22 protein-coding genes are annotated in these 23,366 nt (G+C 66.3%); 14 read left to right on the top strand and 8 right to left on the bottom strand.

Annotation, left to right across the window (positions count from 1 at the left end; translation table 11 throughout):
* Window positions 1–216: 216 nt before the first annotated feature.
* Window positions 217–1,233 (top strand): LacI family DNA-binding transcriptional regulator, encoded by a 1,017-nt coding sequence (locus ACX80X_RS07210; RefSeq protein WP_252602232.1) that lies wholly within the window; start codon window positions 217–219, stop codon window positions 1,231–1,233.
* A 114-nt stretch (window positions 1,234–1,347) separates the two neighbouring features.
* A complete protein-coding gene (nadE, locus tag ACX80X_RS07205) occupies window positions 1,348–2,169 on the top strand; it encodes an ammonia-dependent NAD(+) synthetase (protein WP_252602126.1) in 822 nt (273 codons plus the stop codon).
* Between the two features lie 126 nt (window positions 2,170–2,295).
* On the opposite strand, the gene ACX80X_RS07200 is transcribed toward nadE, so the two are convergent.
* Window positions 2,296–3,078, bottom strand: coding sequence for an IclR family transcriptional regulator (locus ACX80X_RS07200; protein WP_252602772.1), 783 nt, complete (start codon window positions 3,076–3,078; stop codon window positions 2,296–2,298).
* Window positions 3,079–3,277: 199 nt separating this feature from the next.
* Here ACX80X_RS07200 and ACX80X_RS07195 point away from each other — a divergent pair, with 199 nt between their 5' ends.
* The 5 genes from ACX80X_RS07195 (at window position 3,278) to ACX80X_RS07175 (ending at window position 9,374) form a co-directional block, all read left to right on the top strand.
* The gene (locus ACX80X_RS07195; protein WP_252613996.1) at window positions 3,278–3,997 is read left to right on the top strand and encodes a CoA transferase subunit A; all 720 of its coding nucleotides are present in this window, start codon (window positions 3,278–3,280) and stop codon (window positions 3,995–3,997) included.
* Window positions 3,998–4,075: 78 nt separating this feature from the next.
* A complete protein-coding gene (locus ACX80X_RS07190) occupies window positions 4,076–4,750 on the top strand; it encodes a CoA transferase subunit B (protein ID WP_459311624.1) in 675 nt (224 codons plus the stop codon).
* Window positions 4,747–5,943 carry an acetyl-CoA acetyltransferase gene (locus ACX80X_RS07185; protein ID WP_252613997.1) on the top strand — a complete coding sequence of 399 codons (1,197 nt, stop codon included), beginning with the start codon at window positions 4,747–4,749 and terminating at the stop codon, window positions 5,941–5,943. The genes ACX80X_RS07190 and ACX80X_RS07185 overlap by 4 nt, the downstream gene beginning before the upstream one ends.
* A 244-nt stretch (window positions 5,944–6,187) precedes the next feature.
* Complete coding sequence (locus ACX80X_RS07180) at window positions 6,188–8,341, top strand: amylo-alpha-1,6-glucosidase (protein ID WP_252602761.1); 2,154 nt, start codon at window positions 6,188–6,190, stop codon at window positions 8,339–8,341.
* 22 nt (window positions 8,342–8,363) lie between these two features.
* A complete protein-coding gene (locus tag ACX80X_RS07175; RefSeq protein WP_459311622.1) occupies window positions 8,364–9,374 on the top strand; it encodes a glycosyltransferase family 4 protein in 1,011 nt (336 codons plus the stop codon).
* A 7-nt stretch (window positions 9,375–9,381) separates the two neighbouring features.
* On the opposite strand, the gene ACX80X_RS07170 is transcribed toward ACX80X_RS07175, so the two are convergent.
* Window positions 9,382–10,128 carry an ankyrin repeat domain-containing protein gene (locus ACX80X_RS07170; protein WP_459311620.1) on the bottom strand — a complete coding sequence of 249 codons (747 nt, stop codon included), beginning with the start codon at window positions 10,126–10,128 and terminating at the stop codon, window positions 9,382–9,384.
* Window positions 10,129–10,138: 10 nt separating this feature from the next.
* A complete protein-coding gene (locus ACX80X_RS07165) occupies window positions 10,139–10,723 on the bottom strand; it encodes a GlcG/HbpS family heme-binding protein (protein ID WP_252602752.1) in 585 nt (194 codons plus the stop codon).
* Window positions 10,724–10,969: 246 nt separating this feature from the next.
* On the opposite strand from ACX80X_RS07165, the gene ACX80X_RS07160 reads away from it, so the two are divergent.
* From ACX80X_RS07160 to ACX80X_RS07150, 3 genes are all read left to right on the top strand, one after another.
* Entirely contained in the window at window positions 10,970–12,232 is a 1,263-nt protein-coding gene (locus ACX80X_RS07160; protein WP_459311618.1) for a sensor histidine kinase, read from the top strand.
* Window positions 12,229–12,855 (top strand): response regulator, encoded by a 627-nt coding sequence (locus ACX80X_RS07155; protein WP_252602747.1) that lies wholly within the window; start codon window positions 12,229–12,231, stop codon window positions 12,853–12,855. The genes ACX80X_RS07160 and ACX80X_RS07155 overlap by 4 nt, the downstream gene beginning before the upstream one ends.
* A 170-nt stretch (window positions 12,856–13,025) precedes the next feature.
* A complete protein-coding gene (locus tag ACX80X_RS07150; protein WP_013599688.1) occupies window positions 13,026–13,229 on the top strand; it encodes a cold-shock protein in 204 nt (67 codons plus the stop codon).
* 78 nt (window positions 13,230–13,307) lie between these two features.
* Here ACX80X_RS07150 and ACX80X_RS07145 read toward each other — a convergent pair whose 3' ends face one another.
* Window positions 13,308–14,441 carry an acyl-CoA dehydrogenase family protein gene (locus tag ACX80X_RS07145; RefSeq protein ID WP_252602778.1) on the bottom strand — a complete coding sequence of 378 codons (1,134 nt, stop codon included), beginning with the start codon at window positions 14,439–14,441 and terminating at the stop codon, window positions 13,308–13,310.
* Window positions 14,442–14,603: 162 nt separating this feature from the next.
* On the opposite strand from ACX80X_RS07145, the gene ACX80X_RS07140 reads away from it, so the two are divergent.
* Window positions 14,604–16,331: an AMP-binding protein gene (locus ACX80X_RS07140; protein WP_459311616.1), complete on the top strand. Its 1,728-nt coding sequence runs from the start codon at window positions 14,604–14,606 to the stop codon at window positions 16,329–16,331.
* Between the two features lie 2 nt (window positions 16,332–16,333).
* Entirely contained in the window at window positions 16,334–16,840 is a 507-nt protein-coding gene (locus tag ACX80X_RS07135) for a MarR family winged helix-turn-helix transcriptional regulator (RefSeq protein WP_252614002.1), read from the top strand.
* A 73-nt stretch (window positions 16,841–16,913) separates the two neighbouring features.
* On the opposite strand, the gene ACX80X_RS07130 is transcribed toward ACX80X_RS07135, so the two are convergent.
* From ACX80X_RS07130 to ACX80X_RS07115, 4 genes are all read right to left on the bottom strand, one after another.
* A complete protein-coding gene (locus ACX80X_RS07130) occupies window positions 16,914–17,690 on the bottom strand; it encodes an enoyl-CoA hydratase (RefSeq protein WP_252614003.1) in 777 nt (258 codons plus the stop codon).
* A gap of 65 nt (window positions 17,691–17,755) precedes the next feature.
* On the bottom strand, window positions 17,756–18,670 hold the full coding sequence (gene mmsB / locus ACX80X_RS07125; protein WP_252602740.1) for a 3-hydroxyisobutyrate dehydrogenase: 915 nt from the start codon (window positions 18,668–18,670) through the stop codon (window positions 17,756–17,758).
* Window positions 18,663–19,745, bottom strand: coding sequence for an enoyl-CoA hydratase/isomerase family protein (locus tag ACX80X_RS07120; RefSeq protein ID WP_252614004.1), 1,083 nt, complete (start codon window positions 19,743–19,745; stop codon window positions 18,663–18,665). The genes mmsB and ACX80X_RS07120 overlap by 8 nt, the downstream gene beginning before the upstream one ends.
* Entirely contained in the window at window positions 19,745–21,244 is a 1,500-nt protein-coding gene (locus ACX80X_RS07115) for a CoA-acylating methylmalonate-semialdehyde dehydrogenase (RefSeq protein WP_459311613.1), read from the bottom strand. Before ACX80X_RS07115 ends, ACX80X_RS07120 begins: the two co-directional genes overlap by 1 nt.
* A gap of 274 nt (window positions 21,245–21,518) precedes the next feature.
* Here ACX80X_RS07115 and ACX80X_RS07110 point away from each other — a divergent pair, with 274 nt between their 5' ends.
* Both ACX80X_RS07110 and ACX80X_RS07105 read left to right on the top strand, forming a co-directional pair.
* Entirely contained in the window at window positions 21,519–22,325 is an 807-nt protein-coding gene (locus tag ACX80X_RS07110) for an exodeoxyribonuclease III (RefSeq protein ID WP_252602734.1), read from the top strand.
* A gap of 34 nt (window positions 22,326–22,359) precedes the next feature.
* The gene (locus ACX80X_RS07105) at window positions 22,360–23,358 is read left to right on the top strand and encodes a hypothetical protein (RefSeq protein WP_252602731.1); all 999 of its coding nucleotides are present in this window, start codon (window positions 22,360–22,362) and stop codon (window positions 23,356–23,358) included.
* Window positions 23,359–23,366 lie beyond the last annotated feature (8 nt).

Genomic DNA, 23,366 nt, shown 5'->3' with positions numbered 1-23,366 from the left:
TCCTTAGGTATGCCCGCGACGGGACAGCCTAGGTGCCGCTCCGGCGCGCGGGTGACTCAGTTCACAAACAAGTGCTGCCCTAAGTCTAGACACGTCAGCTGTCAATGACAACCGATTGCCAAATGATTGCAGGCTGTGGCAATCTAGGAGCTATAGGGCTGTGGCAACCGTCACAAGCCCCCAGTCATCCCGTTCAGTGAGGAGCGCGCCATGGCGATGCAAGCAGCCGGAACAGACCGTCCTGCCACCATCCACGACATCGCCGCGATCTGCGGTGTGGCCGCGTCCACCGTGTCCCGCGCACTTTCCACTCCGGACCGGGTCAACATCCGAACCCGCGCCCGCATCGAAGCGGCGGCGGCCGAGCTGAACTACACGCCGAACAGCCAAGCTAAAGCCCTGAGCTCCGGCCGCACCGGCGCCGTCGGCGTCCTGGTGCCCGACATCACCAACCCCTTCTATTTCGATCTCATCCGTGGCACCCAGCTGCAGCTCAAGGCAGCCGGCTACACGCAGCTGCTCGTGGACACCGAAGAGTCCGACGAAGTGGAGGCCTCCACCATGGAGCAGCTGCGCAAGAGCGCTGACGGAATCATCGTCGCCGCGTCCAGGCTCAGCGATGAGGCGCTGCTGGCCGCCGCAGCCAGGATTCCCATGGTGACCATCAACCGCGACGTAGCCGGCGTTCCCGCCGTCGTGATTGACACTCCCTCCGCCACCAGCCAGGCGCTGGACCATCTGATTTCCCTCGGCCACACCCGCATCGCCTACATGGCCGGTCCACTCACGTCCCAATCCAGCACCCTTCGCTGGACAGCCCTGGCGGCCGCCGCCGAGGACCGCGGCGTGGACGTGCGCAGGCTGGGACCGTTCGCCCCCAAGACACAATCAGGTGCCGCCGCAGCCGATGCGGCCGTGCACTCCGGCGTCACCGCCTGCATTGCCTTTAACGACCTCATCGCCATCGGCATGCTTCAGCGGCTGCGCGAACGCGGCATCCGGGTCCCGGAGGACATCAGCGTGGTGGGCTGCGACGACATCTTTGGCGCGGACTTCTGCAATCCCCCGCTGACCACCATGACGTCCCCGATCGAACAAGCAGGCCGCGTAGCAGTGTCCATGCTCCTGGCCCAGCTCAACCCGCTGGCGGGCGGTGGCAGCCGCAGCCGGTCGCTGATGCCTACGCATCTCACCGTCCGCGGTTCAACGGGAGCGGCACCGGCAGCGCTGTAGGTCCGGGCCCCAAGTGTCCGTTCGCGCCGGGCTGTGAGTGGTTCGGGTGGACACGTGGGTGGTTCGGGTGGACACAGTTGAGCGTTGTTGACAGCGCTGACTAGGCTGGATCACATGCGCGAACTCCAAGCCACCATCATCGAAGAAATGGGCGTGCAGCCCCGGATCGACCCCCTCGGGGAGGTGCGCAAGCGGGTGGATTTCCTGAAGGATTACCTCCGGGCAACCCACACCAAGGGCTTTGTCCTGGGCATCTCGGGCGGGCTGGACTCCTCCCTCGCCGGCAGACTGGCCCAGCTGGCCGTGGAGGAGCTTGATGCCGAAGGCGTGGAGGCCAACTTCGTGGCGGTCCGCCTTCCGTACGGCGTCCAGCACGACGAGGACGACGCCCAGGCCGCCCTGGACTTCATCCAGGCCAAGACGGAATGGACCTTCAACATCTCCGCCGCCGTGGATGGCTTCGAGAACGAATTCGAGAAGACGGTGGGCAACGGGATTTCCGATTTCCACAAGGGCAACACCAAGGCCCGCACGCGGATGATCGCGCAGTACGCGCTGGCCGGGGAGCACAACTACCTGGTGATCGGCACCGACCACGGCGCAGAGTCCGTCACCGGGTTCTTCACTAAATTCGGCGACGGCGGCGCGGACATCCTGCCCCTGTTCGGCCTCAACAAACGCCAGAACCGCGAACTGCTGGCCGAGCTGGGCGCCCCTGCCCGTGTCTGGGAAAAAGTACCCACCGCCGACCTCCTGGACGGCAGGCCCGGACGCACCGACGAGGACGAACTGGGAATCAAGTACGACCAGATCGATGATTACCTCGAAGGCCGGGAGATCCCCGAAGCGGCGGCCGAGCTGATCGAACAGAAGTACCTCCGCACACGCCACAAGCGCACCGTGCCGGTCACCATCTTCGATACGTGGTGGAAGTAAGCGCTCCACACAACGCTGGAATTCCCCACTTTTGGGGCACGACGGCGGCGCGTCGCCCCGAAAACGCGGCGCGCCGTCGTCGTTCCTTCCCTAAGCCGGGGAAACTCAGCGGCGACGACCGTGGATTCAGCGGCCGGTCAGTGTTGAACTCAGTGTGGTGCTGATCCGGTGGGCTTCCTCCATCAGCAGTTTGCCGAGGAACCCCTGCCGTTCCGGCCGGAACCGGGGTTCGATGCCGGTGAGTGAAAGCGCGCCCACGGGCCTGCCCAGCTGGTCGAACACGGCCGTCCCCATTCCCCAGCTGCCTTCCAGCACGAGGCCGGGATTCACTGCGAATCCATGCAGCCGGGTCCGTTCCAGATTCCTGCGCACCACGTCCATGCTGTGGCCTGCCGCGAAACTGCCGGCGTGCTGGTCCCAGCCGGACAGGATGGCTTCCTGTTCCTCATCCGGGAGGAACGCCATGATGGCGGTCCCGGCCGAGGCCACACCCAGTGGAAATCGGACTCCCTCGTGCAGCACGAAGGAACGTACCGGGAAGCTGCCCTCTTCCCGCAGCACGCAGACCGTCTCCTGGCCCCTGCGGATGGAATAGAACGCGCTCTCGCCGGTCTCCTCCGCCAGCCGGCGGAGGCTTGGCCGCGCCAGGTCCTCAAACGGGAAGCGGGCCGCCGCCACTGATCCCAGCAGGAAAATCTCAGGGCCCAGGATCCAGTTTCCGCTGCGGGCATCGTGGTCCAGGAGGCCCTCCGCGGCAAGGGAGGCCAGGAGCCGGTGGACGGTGGGGCGCGTCAGCCCGGACTCACGGACCAGCCCGGCAATCGAGCTGCCCTCCGGCTTCCGGCCGACAAGCCGGAGCAGTGATGCCACGCGGCCCACCACCTGAGCCCCTTGGACTGGATTCTTCATTCGGATCACCAACTCTCAAGAAATCCTCCACAATGTGGACACCTCAAAGCCTAGCGTCCACGCTGTGAAATATCTGCCTTGCGGGCAGAATTACGCCGTTGACCAACTTTCTTGAGCACCCTAGGCTCCTTCTTCAGGCCCAGCGTCCACAACGTGGAGGACTTGAATGGCTCTGCACGCTCGATGATGAGGAGACGGAATGTCCAAACTGAAATCCAACGCCGCCGCGGCCCTGGCGGAAGTGCTCCAGGACGGCATGACGCTCGCCGTCGGCGGTTTTGGCCTGGGCGGCATCCCGGCGGACCTCATCGAGGCCGTGCGTGATTCCGGTGTGCGCGACCTGACCGTGGTGTCGAACAACATGGGCGTGGACGGGAAAGGCCTGGGCGTGCTGATCGAAGCCGGCCAGGTCCGCAAGGTGATCGCATCGTATGTGGGCGAGAACAAACTCTTCGCCGAGCAGTACCTCGCGGGCCTGCTTGAGGTGGAGTTCACGCCGCAGGGCACCCTGGCCGAGCGCCTCCGTGCCGGCGGCGCCGGCATCCCCGCCTTCTACACCAAGACCGGCGTCGGAACCCTGGTCGCCGAAGGCAAACCGCTCGCAGAGTTCGACGGCGAAACGTACGTCCAGGAGCGCGCCATCCGGGCCGACGTGGCGCTGGTCCACGCGCACACCGCGGACACGGACGGCAACCTGATCTACCGCTACACGGCCCGGAACTTCAACCCCGTGGTGGCCACCGCCGGCCTGGTGACCATCGCCGAAGCCGAAGTCATCGTGGAGCCCGGCGCACTGGATCCCAACCACATCGTCACCCCGGGCGTATACGTCCAGCACCTGGTCCAGGCGAGCGGCCGGGTCAAGGACATTGAACAGCGCACCGTCCGCCCCCGGGAAGCGGCAACAGTCCCCGCGTGAACGCCACTCGCCCGCCCCACCCCGCAGCGCGAACGAACACTTAAGCCCCCGCATACTTCTAACCCCAAGGAGAACCCCATGGCCTGGACCAGGGATGAAATGGCTGCCATCGCGGCCGAGGAACTGAACGACGGCGACTACGTGAACCTGGGCATCGGCATCCCCACGCTGGTGGCCAACAACCTGCCCGACGGCGTCCGCGTGGTCCTGCAGAGCGAAAACGGCCTGCTCGGCATGGGCCCGTTCCCCTATGAGGGCGACGAAGACGCCGACCTCATCAACGCCGGCAAGCAGACCGTCACGGTCCTGCCCGGCGGCAGCATCTTCGACTCCGCCACATCGTTCGGCATGATCCGCGGCGGCCACGTCAAGGTGGCCATCCTGGGCGCCATGCAGGTCTCCGGCAACGGCGACCTCGCCAACTGGACCATCCCCGGCAAAATGGTCAAGGGCATGGGCGGCGCCATGGACCTCGTGGCCGGCACGCCGCGCGTGGTGGTCCTGACCGAGCACAACGCCAAGGACGGCACGGCCAAGATCGTCACCGAGTGCACCCTGCCGCTCACCGGCCTGCGTTGCGTGGACCGGATCATCAGCGATCTCGCCGTTTTCGACATCGTGAAATCGGACGACGACGGCAGGCGGCAGCTCACGCTGACCCGCCTTGCGCCGGGGGTCACAGTGGAGGAAATCCGCGAAAAGACCGAAGCCGCATTCGACGTCGAGCTTGAAACTGCGGGAGTAGAGGCATGAGCCTCAAGGAACAGTTCGGCAAGGATGTCCTGCTCACCGGCTGGGGCCACAGCCGGTTCGGCAAGCTCACGGACGAGACCCTTGAGTCCCTGATCGTCCAGGTGGCCACCGAGGCAATCAGCAACGCCGGGATCGAGCCCAGCCAGATCGATGAGATCTACCTGGGCCAGTTCAACTCCGGCATGATGCCGCTGGCGTTCCCGTCCTCGCTGGCATTGCAGGTCTCGGACCAGCTGGCCAACGTCGCCGCCACGCGTGTGGAGAACGCCTGCGCCTCCGGGTCGGCCGCGTTCCAGCAGGGCACCAAGTCGCTGCTTGCCGGGACGGCGAAGACCGTGCTGGTGATCGGCGCCGAGAAGATGACCCACGCCGGCGCCGACGTTGTGGGGGCCGCCCTGCTGGGCGCCGACTACGACATGGCCGGCCAGACGTCCACCACCGGCTTTACGGGCCTGTTCGCGGACGTCGCCAAGCACTACGAAAAGCGCTACGGTCGCGGCGACGGACAGCTGGGCGACGTGCTGGGCTCCATCGCGGCCAAGAACCACCGCAACGGCGTCGACAACCCCTATGCCCAGCTCCGCAAGGACCTCGGCGAGGAGTTCTGCCGCACCGTCTCGGACAAGAACCCCATGGTGGCCGATCCGCTGCGCCGCACCGACTGCTCCCCCGTGTCCGACGGCGCCGCTGCCGTTGTGCTCAGCACGTCGCCAACCGGCGGGGCCACAGCGCTGGTGCGGCTCGCCGGCTTCGGCCAGGCGAACGACTTCTTCCCGGCTGAACGCCGGGATCCTACGGCTTTCGCCGCCACGCGCATGTCCTGGCAGCGCGCGCTGGGGATGGCCGGCGTCGGGCTTGAAGACCTGGACTTCGCCGAAGTCCACGACTGCTTCACCATCGCCGAACTGCTGATGTACGAGGCCATGGGACTGACCGAACCCGGCCAGGGCGCCCGCGCTGTGCAGGAAGGCTGGGTCTTCAAGGACGGGAAGCTGCCCATCAACGTCTCCGGCGGACTCAAGGCCAAGGGCCACCCCGTGGGTGCAACCGGCGTATCCCAGCACGTCATCGCCGCCATGCAGCTCACCGGGACGGCTGGCGACATGCAGCTCGCCAGCCCTCGCCGCGCCGCCGTCCAGAACATGGGCGGTGTAGGCATTGCCAACTACGTCAGCGTCCTCGAAGCGGTCTAGGGATACGTGGTGGGTTCCGCACCTAGCGTCCACAGAACCACAAGCGTAGGGTCATAGAACCAACGTGCTCCTGATGGAGGTCGGCCATCACAGATTTGTTGCCCATCAGGCTCCGTTGGAGCCGACGAGGACGAAGATCCCACGACTGATTGATCCGCGGCGGCAGCCCTTCTGATCCACCGCGGGATCCACAGGAACGGGCCCCGCAGCGTTGCTTACAGGATGAGCGTCAAAGGAGCCAGGGATGGCTGGATGGAATGCTGACACCGCGGCTGGCCCTCTGGGGGCCACGGTGACACTCGTGGATGGCTCGAACTTCTGCATTTCCGGTCTTGCCGGCGACATGTACTCCGACCGCCCCCATGGCGTGTTCCATGAGGACACCCGCATCGTCTCCCGCTGGAGACTGACGGTCAATGATGTGACTTTGGAGCCGCTGGCCGCCCGTGCCCTCGAACCGTACCGGGCCGTCTTCATAGGTCGTCCGGGCCGGTCAGCCGGCCATGCGGACAGCCCTTTGATCGTGGAACGAAACCGCGAGGTGGGCGCGGGCATCCAGGAAGAGATCACCGTCCGGAACCATTCCCGCGAGCCTGCCGTGTGCGTGCTGGAGCTGGCGATGGACGCGGACTTCGCGGACCTCTTTGAGGTGAAAGACGCCCGGATCATCCGATACTGGGACCAGTCCCGGCACCCGGAAGGCGACTCCCTCACCATCAAAGGCGTCTGGCGGGGAATACACAAGGGGGTTGTACTCCAGGCTCCCGACGCGACTTTTAGCCACGAAGGCCTGGGCTACCGCACCGTGGTGCCGCCGCACGGCCAGTGGCGCACAAGGGTGACGGTGTCGCCGCTACTGGACACAGCCGAAACGCCCGCGCCCTTCCAGCGCCAGGCAACCGGCACCTCGCCTGCGGAAATACGGCGCCAGGAGTGGATCCGGAAGATCCCCGCGATGTACGTCAGCAACGTGTCGATTGCCCGCACCCTGCAGCGCAGCCATGATGACATCGGCGCCCTCCAGATCGAGGACCCGCTGCATCCGGACCGGACCGTCGTCGCAGCGGGTGCTCCATGGTTCATGGCCCTCTTCGGCCGCGATTCGCTTCTCTCGTCCTATATGGCGCTGCCTGTGGACCCGTCGCTGGCCTTGGACACCTTGCAGACGCTGGCCGAAAGGCAGGGCAACGCGGTGGACGCGCTGACCGAAGAGCAGCCCGGCCGGATCCTCCATGAGGTCCGGCTGGGCGTCAGCACGGGCCTGGCACTGGGCGGCAAGTCCGCCTATTACGGCACGGCCGATGCCACGCCGTTGTTCGTCACGCTGCTCGGCGAAGTCAGCCGCTGGGGGCTCGCCGCGGACCAGGTGGCCGCACTGCTGCCCAACGCTGACAGGGCGCTGGAATGGATCAGGGATTACGGGGACAGCGACGGCGACGGCTTTGTGGAATATCAGCGGCTCAACAACCAGGGGCTGATCAACCAGGGATGGAAGGATTCCTGGGACGGCATAAATTTCGCGGACGGCCGCATGGCAGAGCCGCCGATCGCCCTCTGCGAAGTGCAGGGTTACGTGTACGGCGCCTACATCGCCCGGGCGTGGATGGCGTACGACGCCGGAGACCTGGCTTTGGCGCGGGAGTTGCGGGAACGCGCGGCGCGGCTTAAAAAGCAGTTCAACGAACAGTTCTGGCTGCCGGACCGTGGCTACTACGCCATCGCCCTGGACCGGGACAAGAGACCCGTGGATGCCTGTGCCTCCAACATGGGGCACTGCTTGTGGAACGGGATTATCGACGCCGACAAGGCGCCGCTGGTGGCTGCCCGCCTGATGTCGCCGGAAATGTTCAGCGGCTGGGGGATCCGCACCCTGGCCACGGACATGGGTGCCTACAACCCGGCGAGCTACCACAACGGATCCGTGTGGCCGCATGACAACGCGATGATTGCTACGGGCCTGATGAGGTACGGATTTGTGGACGAGGCCCAGCGGGTTGCCCGCGGACTTATTGAGGCGGCGGATTTCACGGACCACCGCTTGCCTGAATTGTTCTGCGGATTTGACCGCGCTGATTTCCCGGAACCGGTGCCTTACCCGACGGCTTGCTCGCCCCAGGCCTGGGCTGCCACCACCCCGGTGCATCTGCTGCGCACACTGCTGCGGTATGACCCCCACGTCTCCATGAACGGTATGTGGATGGACCCGGTGCTGCCGGAGTCCTGGGGCCGGGTCCACATCACCAACTGCCCCATAGGCGATGGCCGGATCACCATCGACGTGACCGGCAGCCAGGCCACGATCGAGGGGCTCCCGCCGGGGATGACGTTCCACCGCGGGACACGTCCCCCCCTTGCCGATCTGGTTGAGCTCGCCGAGAAGCTGGACAAGACGGGCTAAACCCCGAACAGGAGCGCGCATCTTGCGGATAGGACTGATAGCTCCACCATGGCTCCCCGTCCCGCCCCTAGGCTACGGCGGAACGGAGGCGATGATCCATGCGCTGGCCACCTCGCTGGCGGCGGCCGGGCATAGCGTGCTGCTTGCCGCGGCTGCCGATAGCACCTGCCCGGTGGAACGGATCGGCGGTTTCGCCCGGACGGAGCGTGCTGCCATGGGCAGAACAAGCTCAGAGCTGCCGCACGTGATCAGGGCCTACGCCGGACTGGACGACGTCGATATCATCCATGACCACACCCTGGCGGGACCGTTGTACCGGCACCGCCCACCCGGGATTCCAGTGGTCAGCACCATTCATTCGGACATGCGGCCGGAGCTGTGCCGGGTATATGAAGCCTTCAGCCGGGACGTGTCACTGGTGGCCATCTCGCAGCACCAGGCCAACAGCGCCCCGGATGTGAGAATCCGACGGGTCATCCACCACGGCATCGATCCCGCAACTGTTCCACCCGGTGCCGGAGCTGGTGGCTACGCGTGTTTTCTGGGCCGAATGGCGCCGTGCAAAGGCATCGCTGAGGCCATCGCGGTGGCCCGCAGAGCGGGAATTCAGCTCAAGATCGCCGCAAAAATGAGCGACCCGGCGGAAGTGGATTATTTCCGCTCCGTGGTCGCTCCCTTGCTCGGGCCTGATGAAGAGTTCCTCGGAGAACTGGACGCAGCCGGAAAGTTCGCCCTGCTGGGCAATGCCGTCGCGCTGCTCAACCCTGTGCAGTGGGACGAACCCTTTGGAATGGTCATGATCGAGGCGCTGGCCGCCGGCACCCCCGTTGTGGCCACTCCGCGGGGCTCCGCACCGGAAATCATCGAGCACGGAGTCACCGGTTTCCTCGCCGCGAGTACCGATGCACTGGCCAGCTGCCTGCAGCGTGCGTCCGGCCTGGACCGGCATGACTGCCGGTCCGCCGTCGAAACCAGATTCAGCGCGGAGGCGATGACGCGGAAATATGTGGAGTTGTTCGAGGACGTGCTTTAGCCCTGTGTCAGCGGGCACGGATCAGGGCAGCGATCTCGCCGAAGCCCAGCCGCTCCGCATTCTCCAACGGCGTCCGGCCTTGGGGATCGCGTATGCCCGGGTCCGCACCGGCAGCCAGCAGCTGCCGGACTACGTCTTGCTGCCGTGGCCCGCCGTTGTTCAGCAGGATGGCTTCCTGCATGGCGGTCCAGCCCAGGTCGTTGACATGGTTCACGGGAACTCCGGCGGCAATAAGGATCCGGACCGTTTCCACGTGGCCGTGTTCACTCGCGGGAATCAACGCTGTGCCGCCGAAACGGTTGGTGCTGGCAACATCTGCTCCGTTCGCGAGCGTCAGCTGGAGCACCTCGTTGAAGCCCTCTGCCCCGGCGTAGAGGAACGCGGAATCCTGGATGGCGTCCTTGGCGTTCACGTTGGCGCCGCGGCCGATCAGCTCACCAACCAGCGCCACATTGTTGGCCTTCGCGGCGGCGATAAGCTCCTGGTCGAGCCGGGTCTGGGCCTCGGCGGACAGGGCTGGTGGTTTGGTGGCTGCCGTTGCGGCGGAAGCAGGCGGGGACGTACCCGGCCAAGCTGACGGTCCGGACGGGGGCTGGCTGCCGGGGCTGACCAGGACGGACGACGGCGGCGACTCCTGCCGTTGCGGCTCGCCAGGTCCCGCCTGGCAGGCGGCCAGGCAAGCTGATACACCGCCCGCCAGAAGGAGAATTGCGGCCGCCCTGCGTGCCCGGCGCCAGGTCCTGAACCGCCTCATGGAGCCGAGCCTACTTGCCTGAGCCGGCAGCGGCAGCGGCGATGGCCTCGGCGCCGGCGGTGGCGCAGGCTTCGTCCAGGTTGCCGTCGGGGGCACCGCCCACGCCGATGCCTGCCACGGACACACCATTGACCTTGAGCGGGACGCCGCCGGGCAGGAACAGGGTGCCGGGGAGGTCCGCGATGCTGGGCCCGTTGCCGTTGACGCGCTTGGCCAGCTCGCTCGTCGGTGCGCCGAACGCGGCCGCGGTGTAGGCCTTCTGCTGGGCTGCTTCGATCGTGTGCTCGGCGGCGTTGTCCCCGCGCAGGAGCGCCTGGACGGTGCCGAACCTGTCCACCAGGGCCACCGTGACGAACGGCAGCTTGTCAGCCTGGCATTTCGCAAGGGCTGCCCGGACCGCATCGGCCGAGGCACCCGCGGTGATGCGGTTCTGCGCCACCACGGTCTGCGGCGCCTGCGGGATATCGACGGCGGGTACCGCGGCGGGAGCGGCCGCCTGGCTGGTCCCGGCGTTGGCTGCAGCGGTTAGCCCTCCCGTCAGCAGCAAAGCTCCTGCGGCAGCAGCGGCGGCGGCAATCTTGTTGGACTTCTTCACGGTGTTTCTCCTTGGGTTGATGGACTCACGTTGCTGGACTCACGTTGCTGGACTCACGTTGGCGGAATCCATTGGAACGGGCATCGGGTCCATCCATCCTGTCCGGCCCCGCAGCGGTAAGCATCGGGCCTTTGGCTGCGCCCCGCTCCCCCGGATGGCCAGCAGCATCAGCCAAAAGGCGGAGAGACCAGCAACGGCGCGGGCAATAGCATGGGATAGGAACGCCCCTGACCTGAACCGGACCCCATGCCCTCCCCAGTCACTCCCCGTAAAACCCTGACCGACGGATCTTCGCTGACCACCGGACGCGCCCAGCCTCGGGGACCGGCCGCCTCCCCTGGCCGGTTCGGCAGGATCGACACCGCCGTCCACCTTGGCTTTGCTGTCCTGCTCGTCGCTTCGGCCGTCCGCTATGCTATGCGGCACAGCCTGCAGGACAACCTGCTGGTCCTCGGCCTGGCTGGAACGGTGTGCGGGCTCTACGCCGTCATCGCCGTACTGGCCCGGCAGAGACGCCCATGGGCGGTCTGGATGCTCGTGTTTGTGGCCGTCTGGGCAGCACTTGTCATCGCGGCACCCAGCTTCGCCTGGTGTTCCTTTGCGATCCTCTTCCTGTGCCGGACAGCCTTTACGGGCGCCGTGGGTTACGTGGCGGCAAGCGCGACGGCGGCCGCCACCGCCGTCGGGCTGTTCCGGCTCAGCGACGGGACGGACCTCGCGATGCTGCTGGGGCCGCTCGCCGTCGGCGTGATGCTTACGCTGATCTATGACCGGATCGAGCACGACGCCGCGGAGCAGCGCCGTCTCCATGCGGAGGTATCGCTGGCACACGGGCAGCTGGCGGCCAGCGAGCGCCTGGCCGGCACCATCGCCGAACGCGAGCGCGTATCGCGAGAGATCCACGACACCGTGACGCAGGGCCTGGCCAGCAGCCTGCTGCTCCTGGAGGCCGCTGACCGTTCGTGGCCAGGCGAGGCATCGCGCCAGGAGCTCAACCAGGCTACGGAACTGCTGCGCCGGAATCTCTCCGAGACGCGCAATCTGGTCCACGAGCTCGCCTCCCCGGGCCTCGACGCATCGCCGCTTCCCGAAGCCCTGCACCAGGCGGCCGCCCAGTACGTCCCGCACGCCCGGCTCCTGGTCACCGGCGAACCGAGGGAGGTCCCTGCGGAAGTCCGGCACACCCTGCTGCGGGTGGTCCAGAGCGCGGCCGCTAACATCCAGCAGCACGCAAACGCCGCCACCACAACCCTGACGCTGGGGTTCCTTCCTGACTCGGTCACCCTAGACATCTACGACGACGGGACGGGCTTTGACCCGTCGGCGGCAGCACCGCCGTCGGACGCCGGAGGCTACGGGCTGCGGGCAATGCGCCAGCGGGTTGAGCAGCTGGGCGGGGTATTCTCGGTGGAAAGTTCCCCCGGCGAAGGGACCATCGTGGCCGCACAGGTGCCGGCCCGGGTGCAGCCAGCGCCACCTGGCCAGCAGATGACACCGGAGGACGCATGACTACCATCACTGTCCTCCTGGTGGACGACCACCTGGTGGTCCGGAGCGGACTCAAGGCACTGCTGGGTACGCAGCCTGACTTTGACGTGGTGGCCGAGGCCGCCTCCGGCGAGGAAGCGCTGGGGCTGGTGGAACACCACTCCCCTGCCGTGGTGGTGATGGATCTGGCCATGGGCGCCGGAATGGACGGGATCGAGGCCATCAGGCAGCTGCGGCAGCGCAACAGCCGGCAAGCCATCCTGGTGTTCACCACATACGATTCCGACGCGGACATCGTCCGGGCGGTCGACGCCGGCGCCATGGGCTACCTCCTCAAGGACGCCGCCCCGGACGAAATCTTCGCCGCCATCCGCGGTGCCGTGCAAGGGAAGAGCGTCATGAGCGCCCCCGTGGCCTCCCGGCTCTTCCAGCAGCTGCGCAATCCCGACGAGGTCCTGACGCCCCGGGAGGCGGAGCTGCTGAGCCTCCTGACCGAGGGGCTCAGCAACCGGGAACTGGGCCAGCGGCTCTTCATCTCCGAGGCCACCGTCAAGACCCATCTGGCGCATATCTACGCCAAGCTCGGTGTGGAGACCCGCTCCGCGGCGATCGCCACGGCCATCCGCCGGGAGGGCATGCGCTAGCCCGCAGTGGACAATTCCCGCGTACCACTTCTGTAACAGCGGTGACACTTGATGACTGCAGCTATTGCACGCCCACCGCGCAGCCCCTAGGTTTGAGACAGCGGACTACAGACTCCGCGTCTGCCTGCCGTCCGAGCAGGACCAGAAAAGGGTTACAAAGGAAGTTAGCAATGGCAACAGGCACAGTTAAATGGTTCAACGCTGAAAAGGGCTTTGGTTTCATCGCTCCGGACGACGGATCCGCCGATGTTTTCGCGCACTATTCCGCAATCGCCAGCAGCGGCTACCGCTCGCTGGATGAGAACCAGAAAGTCGAATTCGATGTGACCCAGGGTCCCAAGGGCCCGCAGGCAGAGAATATTCGCCCGCTCTAAGGTTCTGATCAACTGCCCTGACCGTGCTGCAAAGCATAGCCAGGGCAGTTTTTTCTTAAGTTCTTTTCCCGTGAATTGCTAGACGAAGGCCGATTTTCCGGTAACGGCCCGGCCAACAATCAGCGAATTGATTTCGTAGCTGCCCTCATAGGTATAGAGGATTTCGGCATCACCAAACAGCTTGCCCATTTCAAAGTCCGAGCTGATCCCGTTGCCGCCCAGCAGCGACCGTCCCATCGCCACCGACGCGCGGGCCAGCCGGGTGCACGTGGACTTTGCCATGGCCGCCTGCGCCATCTCCAGCTTGCCGTCCGTCTGGATCCGGGCGAGCTGGGCCATCAATGCCAGTGACGCGGAGGCGTTGCCCAGGATCTCCGCCAGTTGCTGCTGGACCAGCTGGAAGCATGCCAGTTCCTTGCCGAATTGCCTGCGTTCCAGGGAGTAGGAACGGGCGACGTCGAACGCGGCCAGCTGGATCCCGGCACCCTGCCAGCCAACCCAGGCGCGCGAATCCCGCAGGAGGTCGTTGGCTTTGGAGAAGTCCGTGGCGCCCGGCAACATGTTGGACGCCGGAATCCTGACGTTGTCCAGCACAATGTCCGCGTTCTGCATGATCCGCAGGCCGATCTTGTTGGCAATCTTGGTTGCCCGGTACCCAGCGCGGTCCGTCTCCACAATGAAGCCCTTGATGTGCCCGTCCGCTGCGTCACGCGCCCACACCAGCGCGAAGTCCGCGATGGTCCCGGAGCCGATCCAGCGCTTCGCGCCGTTGATCACCCACTCGCCGCCCTCCAGCCGCGCGGAGGTTTCCAGCCCGCCGGCGATATCCGAGCCGTGCTCCGGCTCGGTCAGGGCGAAGGCGCCCAGCTGGGTAAAGTTCCTCAGGCCAGGCAGCCACCGCTGCTTCTGTTCCTCCGAACCGAGGGCGTCGATCATTCCCACGATCAGTTCGTTGTGGATCCCCACCAGGGCCGACAGCGAAACGTCCGCCCTGGCCACCTCGACGTACATCAGGCCTTTGAAGAGCTTGGACGTGCCGTCCGTCTGCAACGTGCCAAGCCCGTGCTTGCCCATCTCCGCCAGTAGCCCGAACGGGAACTCCTCGCGGTTCCAGTAGTCAATGGATGCCTGCCGCACCGTGGACTGCAGGAACGCCCGGATCTCCAGGTAGCGCGCACGTTCCGCCGCGGGCAGGAGGTCCACGATGTGCATCAGGTCCGCCTCTGGGAAGGGCGGGGCTCCGGTCACAACACGCTCACGTCCTTGTGGCTGCACGCTTCATATCCCTTCGGTCTTCCAAACCCTTGGATGTCCTAGTATATTGCACAGGGATGGATTCTTAGTGATGCGCATCACTGGACGAAAGGTGTCCCCTTGTCAGTCACCGATGACTTCCGCGCGGCACGCGACCGCCTGCTGACCCTGCATTCCGACTACCACCAGGCCAGGCGCGAGTTCGTGTGGCCGCGGTTCACGGAGTTCAATTTTGCCCTCGACTGGTTCGATCAGATCGCCGCAGATCCTGAGAAGGCCAACAATCCGGCCCTGGTCATCGTGGAGCAGGACGGTTCGGCCACCCGCCGGAGCTTCGCGGACCTGGCCGCCCGTTCCAACCAGGTGGCCACCTGGCTGAGAAGCCAGGGCATGCGCCGCGGGGACCGGATGATCATCATGCTGGGCAACCAGGTGGAGCTCTGGGAGCTGATGCTGGCCGGCATCAAGCTGGGCATTGTCCTGATCCCCACCACCACCCTGATGGGTCCGGAGGACCTGGCCGAACGCGTGGAGCGCGGCGAGGCGGGCTGGGCCGCCGTCGGACGTTCCAACATCGGCAAATTTGCCGGCGTTCCCGGCGATTACCGCCTGATCGAAACCGGCGCCGGCGGCGGTTCAGCCGGCACCCCCGGTGCCCTCCAGTACACGGATTCGACGACGGCGGCAGTCACGTTCACGGCTGACGCCCCCACCCAGGCGGACGAGACGCTGCTGCTGTATTTCACGTCCGGAACCACGTCGAAGGCCAAGCTGGTGGAGCACACCCACACCTCGTACCCAGTGGGGCACCTCTCCACGATGTACTGGATTGGCCTGGAACCTGGTGACGTGCACCTGAATGTGGCATCGCCGGGCTGGGGCAAACACGCGTGGTCCAATTTCTTCGCCCCGTGGATCGCGGAGGCGTGCGTATTTGTCTACAACTACGCACGGTTCGACGCCCGTGCCCTGATGGAGCAGATGGACCGCGAACGCGTCACCAGCTTCTGCGCCCCGCCCACAGTCTGGCGGATGCTCATCCAGGCGGACCTGAAAGTGCTGAAGACCCCGCCCACCAAGGTGGTCTCCGCGGGCGAGCCTTTGAACGCCGAAGTGATCGAGCAGGTCCAGCGCGCGTGGGGCCAGACCATCAGGGACGGCTTCGGCCAGACCGAAACCACCGTCCAGGTAGCCAACACGCCCAGCCAGCCGGTCACCATCGGCGCCATGGGGCGGCCGCTTCCCGGCTATGACGTAGTGCTGGTGGACCCCAACACGGGGAAAGAAGCCAACGACGGCGAGCTGTGCCTCCGCCTGGACCCCCGGCCGGTGGGGCTGATGAAGGGTTACTACGGGGACGCGGAACGGACCGCCGAGGCGTTCCGTGGCGGCTACTACCACACGGGCGACATGGCCAGTCGTGACAAACACGGCGTCATCACCTATGTGGGCCGCGACGACGACGTCTTCAAATCCTCCGACTACCGGCTCTCGCCGTTCGAACTGGAGAGCGTGCTGCTGGAACACCCCGCCGTGGCCGAGGCGGCTGTGGTGCCGTCGCCGGATGCGGTCAAGCTTTCGGTCCCCAAGGCCTATGTTGTGCTGGTGCCCGGGCTGGAGCCGGGGCCGGAGCTGGCCGAGGACATCCTGCGGTACTGCCGCGAACACCTGGCGCCGTTCAAACGGATCCGGCGGCTGGAATTCGCGGCGCTGCCCAAGACCATCTCGGGCAAAATCCGCCGTGTGGAGCTGCGGCACAATGAGGAGCTCCGGCATGGCGGGGGCACCCATCCCGACGGCTTCGGCGTGGAGTACTCCGAGGCGGATTTCCCGGGGCTGAAGGGCTGAGGATGGCCGTGCCACTGCCCCGGGACCCCATCGCGGACGCCCAACGGAACTGGGAGGAGCACGGCTGGGCCGACGTCGCCGCTCCCATGGCCGCGATCACTGCGATCATGCGCACCCAGCAGATCCTGCTGGCCCGGATCGAGGGCGCCCTGAAGCCGTTCGGGCTGACCTTCGCCCGCTACGAACTGCTCGCGCTCCTCAGCTTCGCCCGCAGCGGCGCGCTGCCCATGAACAAGGCGAGCGCCCTGCTCCAGGTCCATCCCACCTCGGTGACGAACGCCGTCGACCGTTTGGAAGGCTCGGGACTGGTGGCACGTTCGCCGCACCCTACGGACGGCCGCACCACCCTGATCGAGCTCACCGCGGAGGGGCGGATCGTTGCCAAACGGGCGACGGCGGTGCTCAACACCGAGGTTTTTGGCCAGTCAGGTTTCGACGCGGCCGACGTGGACCAGCTGATCCGTATCCTGGGCACGTTCCGCCGGAACGCCGGGGACTTCACCGACTGACCCATCGATTGCTCCGTAACCGCCGTTTTGGGCACTGAAAAGGGCTTCTACGGAGCACTCGATGGGGAGGGGGTCAGCGGTGGGTGAACTCGGGCTGCCGTTTTTCCGTAAAGGCGGCCATGCCTTCCTTCTGGTCCTCGCTGGCGAAGAGCGAGTGGAAGATCCGGCGTTCGAACAGGACCCCCTGGGCGAGTCCCGTTTCAAAGGCCGCGTTGACGGCTTCCTTCGCGAGCATGGCCACGGGCTTGGACTTGGATGCGATTACCTCCGCGGCCTTGAGCGCCTCCTCCACCACATTCTCCGCGGGCACCACGCGCGAGACGAGTCCCCAGCGTTCAGCCTCCTCGGCGCCGATGAAGCGCCCGGTGAGGATCATGTCCATGGCCTTGGCCTTGCCCACGGCGCGCGTGAGCCGCTGGGAGCCGCCCATGCCCGGCAGCACGCCGAGGTTGATCTCCGGCTGGCCGAACTTGGCGTTGTCCCCGGCGATGATGAAATCGCACATCATGGCCAGCTCGCAGCCGCCGCCCAGCGCGAAGCCGGACACGGCCGCGATGACAGGGATCCGCAGCCGGGTGAAGTCCTCCCAGCCCCGGAACCAGTCTGCGGCGTACATGTCCATGTAGCCCTGCGAGGCCATTTCCTTGATGTCGGCACCCGCGGCGAACGCCTTGCTCGAGCCGGTGATCACCACCGCACCGACGCCGGGGTCGGCGTCCATGGCGGCGACGGCTGCCACGAGCTGGTCCATGGTGGCTTTGTCCAGGGCGTTCAGCGCCTCCGGCCGGTTAAGCGTGACCAGCCCTACCCGGCCGCGCTGTTCCACCAGGATGTTCGTGTACTCCGTCATGCCTAACCTTTCAGCTGTTTTCGCGTGTTGCTGGTGCTGCAGAGTTACCAGTGCTGCAGATGGTGCTAGTGCTGCGATTTGTCGCGGATATCGGTGATGATTCCGGAGAAGTCCCGGCCGGCTCCGCCTTCAGCGGCAAACGTATCGTAGATTTCCGAGGCGAGCGGTCCCAGCCGGGCCGCCACCCCGGTACTTTCCAGCGCATTCAGCGCCAGCCGCAGGTCCTTCGCCATCAGCGCCCCCGCGAAGCCCGGCTGGTAGTCGCGGTTGGCGGGGCTGGTGGGGACCGGACCGGGAACAGGGCAGTTGGTGGTCAAGGCCCAGCATTGTCCGGAGGCGTTGGAGGCGACGTCGAACAGCGCCTGGTGCGTCAAGCCCAGCTTCTCGCCCAGCACAAAGGCTTCGCTGACCGCGATCATGGAGACCCCCAGGATGAGGTTGTTGCAGATCTTCGCGGCCTGGCCGCCCCCGTGCCCGCCGCAGTGGACCACCCGTTTTCCCATCACCTCGAGCAGTGGCCGCACCGCCTCGAAGTCCTCCGTTTCGCCGCCCACCATAAAGGTCAGCGTGCCGGCTTCCGCACCCACCACACCGCCCGAGACCGGGGCATCCACGGCACGGTGGCCGGCCGCAATGGCGAGCGCGGAGGCTTCCCGTGCCTCGTCAACGTTGATGGTGGAACAGTCCAGAAACATGGTCCCCGGCTTGGCCTCGGCCAGCAGGCCCGGCTGTCCCTCCGTGCCGCGGTAGGCGTCCAGCACATGCTGTCCGCTGGGGAACATGGTCAGCACCACGTCGGCACCGGCAATGGCGTCCAGCGGACTGGCCACCGTGGGGACACCGTGCGTTTGGGCGGCGTCCAGCGCGGCGGGGACCACGTCGAAGCCCGCCACGGTGTAGCCGGCACGGACCAGGTTCGCTGCCATGGGCCCGCCCATGTGGCCCAGGCCCAGGAAAGCGACGGTGGTTTGTTCAGGCATTGTCCGGCTCCTTTGTGTGCAGGTTGAGCTCCCGGTCCCCCAGCGGCGCGAAGAACCGTTCGATGTCCGTCGCGTGCACCTCGTGCAGCGTGGCCGGCTTCCATTGCGGAATGCGGTCCTTGTCCACCACCTGCGCCCGGATCCCTTCGCGGAAGTCGGGCGCAACCAGGAACCGAAGCCCCACGCGGTATTCCTGCGCCAGCGCCTCGTCCAGCGTCAGCCCCTTCGCGCGGCGAAGGGACTCCAGTGCCACCTTCACAGCCGTCGGCGACTTCGCTTCGATGGTGTCGGCGGCCTCGGCCGCTTCGGCCGCAGGCTCCCCGCCCGGCGCGCCGCCCGAGGCCTCATCCAGCGTCCGCAGCCGCCGGACAATGTTCTCCACGTCATCGCTGGCATAGGCGGCATCGATCCAGTCGCGCTGCGCCTCCAGCCCGGAGGGCGGCGGGCTCTGGGCAAAACGTACGACGGCGGCTTCCGCACTTTCGTGTTCGAGCGCCGCCGCCAGCTCCGGCAGGCTCCCCGACGGGACAAAGTGGTCCGCGAGGCCCAGGAACAGCGCATCCGCCCCGGTCAGATGGGCTCCGGTCAGCGCGGCATGGGTGCCGGTCTCTCCAGGTGACCTCGCCAGCAGCCAGGTCCCGCCGACGTCGGGCACAAATCCGATGGTGGTCTCCGGCATTCCCAACCGGGTCCGTTCGGTGACCACCCGCACGGAGCCGTGCGCGGAGATTCCCACACCGCCGCCGAGCACCAGTCCGTCCATGAAGGCCACATAGGGCTTGGGGTACGCGGCGATGAGGGAGTTCAGCCGGTATTCGGCCTGCCAGAAGTCAGCAGTTTCCGTACCGCCGCCGAGGATGTCCCGGTAGATGGCCACAATGTCGCCTCCGGCGCAGAGGCCACGCTCGCCGGCGCCGCGCACCAGGACGGTGGCCACGCCGTCGTCGTCCGCCCAGGCGGTGAGCTGCGCCAGCATGGCGTCCACCATGCCGGCGTTCAGGGCGTTGACTGCCTTGGGCCGGTTGAGCGTGATGACGCCCAGGTGGCCGCGCTTCTCGAACAGAACCTCCGTCATCAGCTGCCTTCCGGCATGATGAAGCTGGCGCCCTGGCGGATCCCGGACGGCCAGCGCGTGGTGACCGTTTTGGTCTTGGTGTAGAAACGGAACGCATCGGCGCCGTGCTGGTTCAGGTCGCCGAAGCCGGATGCTTTCCAGCCGCCAAACGTGTAGTACGCAATCGGAACCGGAATGGGCACGTTAATACCCACCATGCCCACCTCCACCCGGCTGGCGAAGTCCCGGGCGGCGTCGCCGTCGCGGGTGAAGATGGCCACGCCGTTGCCGAATTCGTGCTCGGAACACAGCCGGAGCGCTTCGTCGTAATCGGCGGCGCGGAGCACGCTGAGGACGGGACCGAAGATTTCCTCCTGGTAGATCTTCATGTCCTTGGTGACGTGGTCGAAGAGCGTGGGGCCCACCCAGAAGCCGTCGTCATAGCCTTCCACTGTGAGGCCGCGCCCGTCGGCCAGCAGGGTGGCACCCTCGTCCACGCCGGACTGGATGTAGCCCTCGATCCGTTCCTTGGCACTCGCCGCCACCACGGGCCCGAAGTCCGAGTCCTTGTCCAGGCTGTGGCCTACCCTGAGGTGTTTGACGCGCTCGACCAGCTTGGATACCAGCGCATCCGCGGTCTTCTCCCCCACCGGGACGGCCACGGAAATGGCCATGCAGCGCTCGCCGGCGGAACCGAAGCCGGCGCCGATCAGGGCATCGGCGGCCATGTCCAGGTCAGCGTCCGGCATGATCACCATGTGGTTCTTGGCCCCGCCGAAGCACTGGGCCCGCTTCCCGTGGGCGGCCGCGGTGGTGTAGATGTACTGGGCGATGGGCGTTGAACCCACAAAGCCGATGGCCTTCACGCGGGGATCTTCCAGCAGCGCGTCAACGGCTTCCTTGTCCCCGTTGACCACGTTGAACACACCGTCCGGCAACCCGGCCTCCGTGAACAGTTCGGCCAGGCGCAGGGGAACCGAGGGGTCCCGCTCGGAGGGCTTGAGGATGAAGGCGTTGCCGGCGGCGAGGGCCGGGCCGGACTTCCACAGGGGGATCATGGCCGGGAAGTTGAACGGGGTGATGCCCGCGACGACGCCGAGTGGCTGGCGCAGCGAGTGGACGTCGATGCCCGCACCGGCGTCGTCGGAGAACTCGCCTTTGAGCAGGTGGGGGGCGCCCGCCGCGAACTCCACCACTTCAATGCCGCGCTGGATATCGCCCTTGGAATCGGCGAAGGTCTTCCCGTGCTCGGAGGACAGCAGCGTGGCCAGTTCGTCCATGTTCTCGTTGACGAGGTCAACAAACTTAAGCAGGATCCGGCCGCGGCGCTGCGGGTTCATGGCGCCCCAATGGACCTGCGCTTTCTCCGCGGCGGCCACCACGTTCCGGACCTCCTCTCCGCTGGCGAGGGGCAGGCGCGCCTGGACTTGGCCCGTGCAGGGGTCAAAAACGTCACTGAAGCGGCCGGAGGTCCCCGTCACCCGCTGGCCGTCTACGTAATGGGATAGTTCGCGCACCATGATGCAATGCTCCTTCGCATGTGATCCAGGTCATCTCTGCAAGCGAATATACTCGGACTTCCTACTAAATTCCAGACTGTCCCAAAACCCTCGTGGCACACGCTGCCGCCGTCGTCGGCATTTGTTGCGGCACATCGGCCCGGGGCACTTTGACGTGGATCTGGGCCCTCAAAACGCGATTCGACGGCGTGTCCGCGCCATAGTGCCCCGTCTTCGCGGGCACGTTCCAGCCACGGCAACGCCTCCGGTCAACAAGTTCGGTAAGTTAGGGACTGTGAAGATTGCTACCTGGAATGTGAACTCCCTCCGTGCCCGCGCCGACCGTGTGGAGGCGTGGCTGCAGCGCAGCGATTGCGACGTCCTGGCCATCCAGGAGACCAAATGCAAGGACGAAAACTTTCCCTGGGAACTTTTCGAACGCATGGGCTACGAGGTGGCCCACTTCGGTGTGAACCAGTGGAACGGCGTGGCCATCGCGTCCCGGGTAGGCCTGGAAGACGTCGAGCGCACCTTCCTGGACCAGCCTCCGTTCGGGAAAGAAGGCAAGGACCCCATCCAGGAAGCCCGCGCCATGGCCGCGACCTGCGGCGGCGTCCGGGTCTGGAGCCTCTACGTGCCCAACGGCCGCTCCCTGGACGACGAACACATGCCGTACAAGATCAAGTGGCTTGAATCCCTGAAGACCCACGCCCAGGGCCTGGTGACCGCCGACCCGACAGCTCAGGTAGCCCTCATGGGCGACTGGAACATTGCGCCGTTCGACGACGACGTCTGGGACATCGACCTTTTCGTCAATAACAAGTACACCCATGTCAGCCCGCCGGAACGTGCTGCGTTCCACGCCTTTGAAGAGGCCGGATTCAAGGACGTGGCACGCGAGTACACCCCCGGTCCCGGCGTGTACACGTACTGGGATTACACCCAGCTGCGCTTCCCCAAAAAGGAGGGGATGCGCATTGACTTTGTCCTTGGCTCCCCCGCGTTGGCGGCCCGCGTCACGGGCGCGTCGATTGACCGCGAGGAACGCAAGGGCAAGGGCGCCTCGGACCACGCCCCCGTTCTGGTGGAACTGGCGGACTGATGGCTGCGGCCGGGGCCCAGGAAGGGAGACTGTAATGACGGGAAACCTCTACAGGGGCCAGGCCGGGCTGCCGTTCTCCTCCACCCTGCGCGTCTACGAACCGCTGGAGGCCTTCCCGGAAGGACAGCGGGAGGCCATCCGGACCGCCGGTGCCCGCACAGCCTCGCGGGCCGCCGTCGAAAACGCCGAACTGCTGGCCTCGCTGGGCCGGATCACCCGCTCCGGCGGGGACCCCTTCCCCACCGGGCGGACGGATCTGGTCCGGGTCACCAGCATTCCCGGTGTACCCCCCGGGCGGACCCCGCAGCCAGGAACCTCCGACGCCGGTGCTGCCGCCGGCCCGAGTGCCGAGTCAGGCTTGGGTACCGGGATAGGCGCCGGTTCCGGCTTTGGGCCTGACGCTGGGGGCGACGGTGGGCGTGACGCTGGGTCCGGGCGCGTCCTTCTGTACTGCCCCAGCCAGCTGGTCCTGCGCGCCGGCCTCGCGGCCAATGCCCTCATGGAAGGCATCCACGGCCCGCTGGCCGAAATGCTGATTCCGGAAGAGCAGCGGGACAAGCACCAGGAACGCATTGACCAGGTCAAAGCCCGTGACGGCGCCATCCGTGTGCATACCCGCGCCTCCACGTGGGGCATCCCCTTCAGCTGGTTCTCGCTGTTTATGGAAGGCGATCATAAGGACGTGGTGGAATCAGGCGGGCGCATCCTCACCGTCAGGGTGTGGGCTCCCATCACCGAAGCCATGGAGCGGGCACGGTACGCCGTGGCCCACCTGGCGCTGGCGGCCCCGGACCTGGACATGCTGGACGACCTCGCGCAGCTGACCGAATGGCTGGAGCTGTTCCACGTCAATTCCATGGTGGAACTCGACTACGGCGCCGTGGCGGACAAGGTGTACCCGGACGAGTCGCCCATGGACATCCGGCTAGGCATCGAATGCCTGGCAGAGGGCGACATGACGGGCGCCGCCGCGGCCTACCGCAGGCTGGCTTCCCGCTGGATTCCCATCCGGCAGCTCGCCCGCGCGTCCTGACCGCTTTT

This window comes from Pseudarthrobacter sp. MDT3-1 (assembly GCF_054510755.1).
This window is presented reverse-complemented; position numbering and strand designations above follow the sequence as displayed.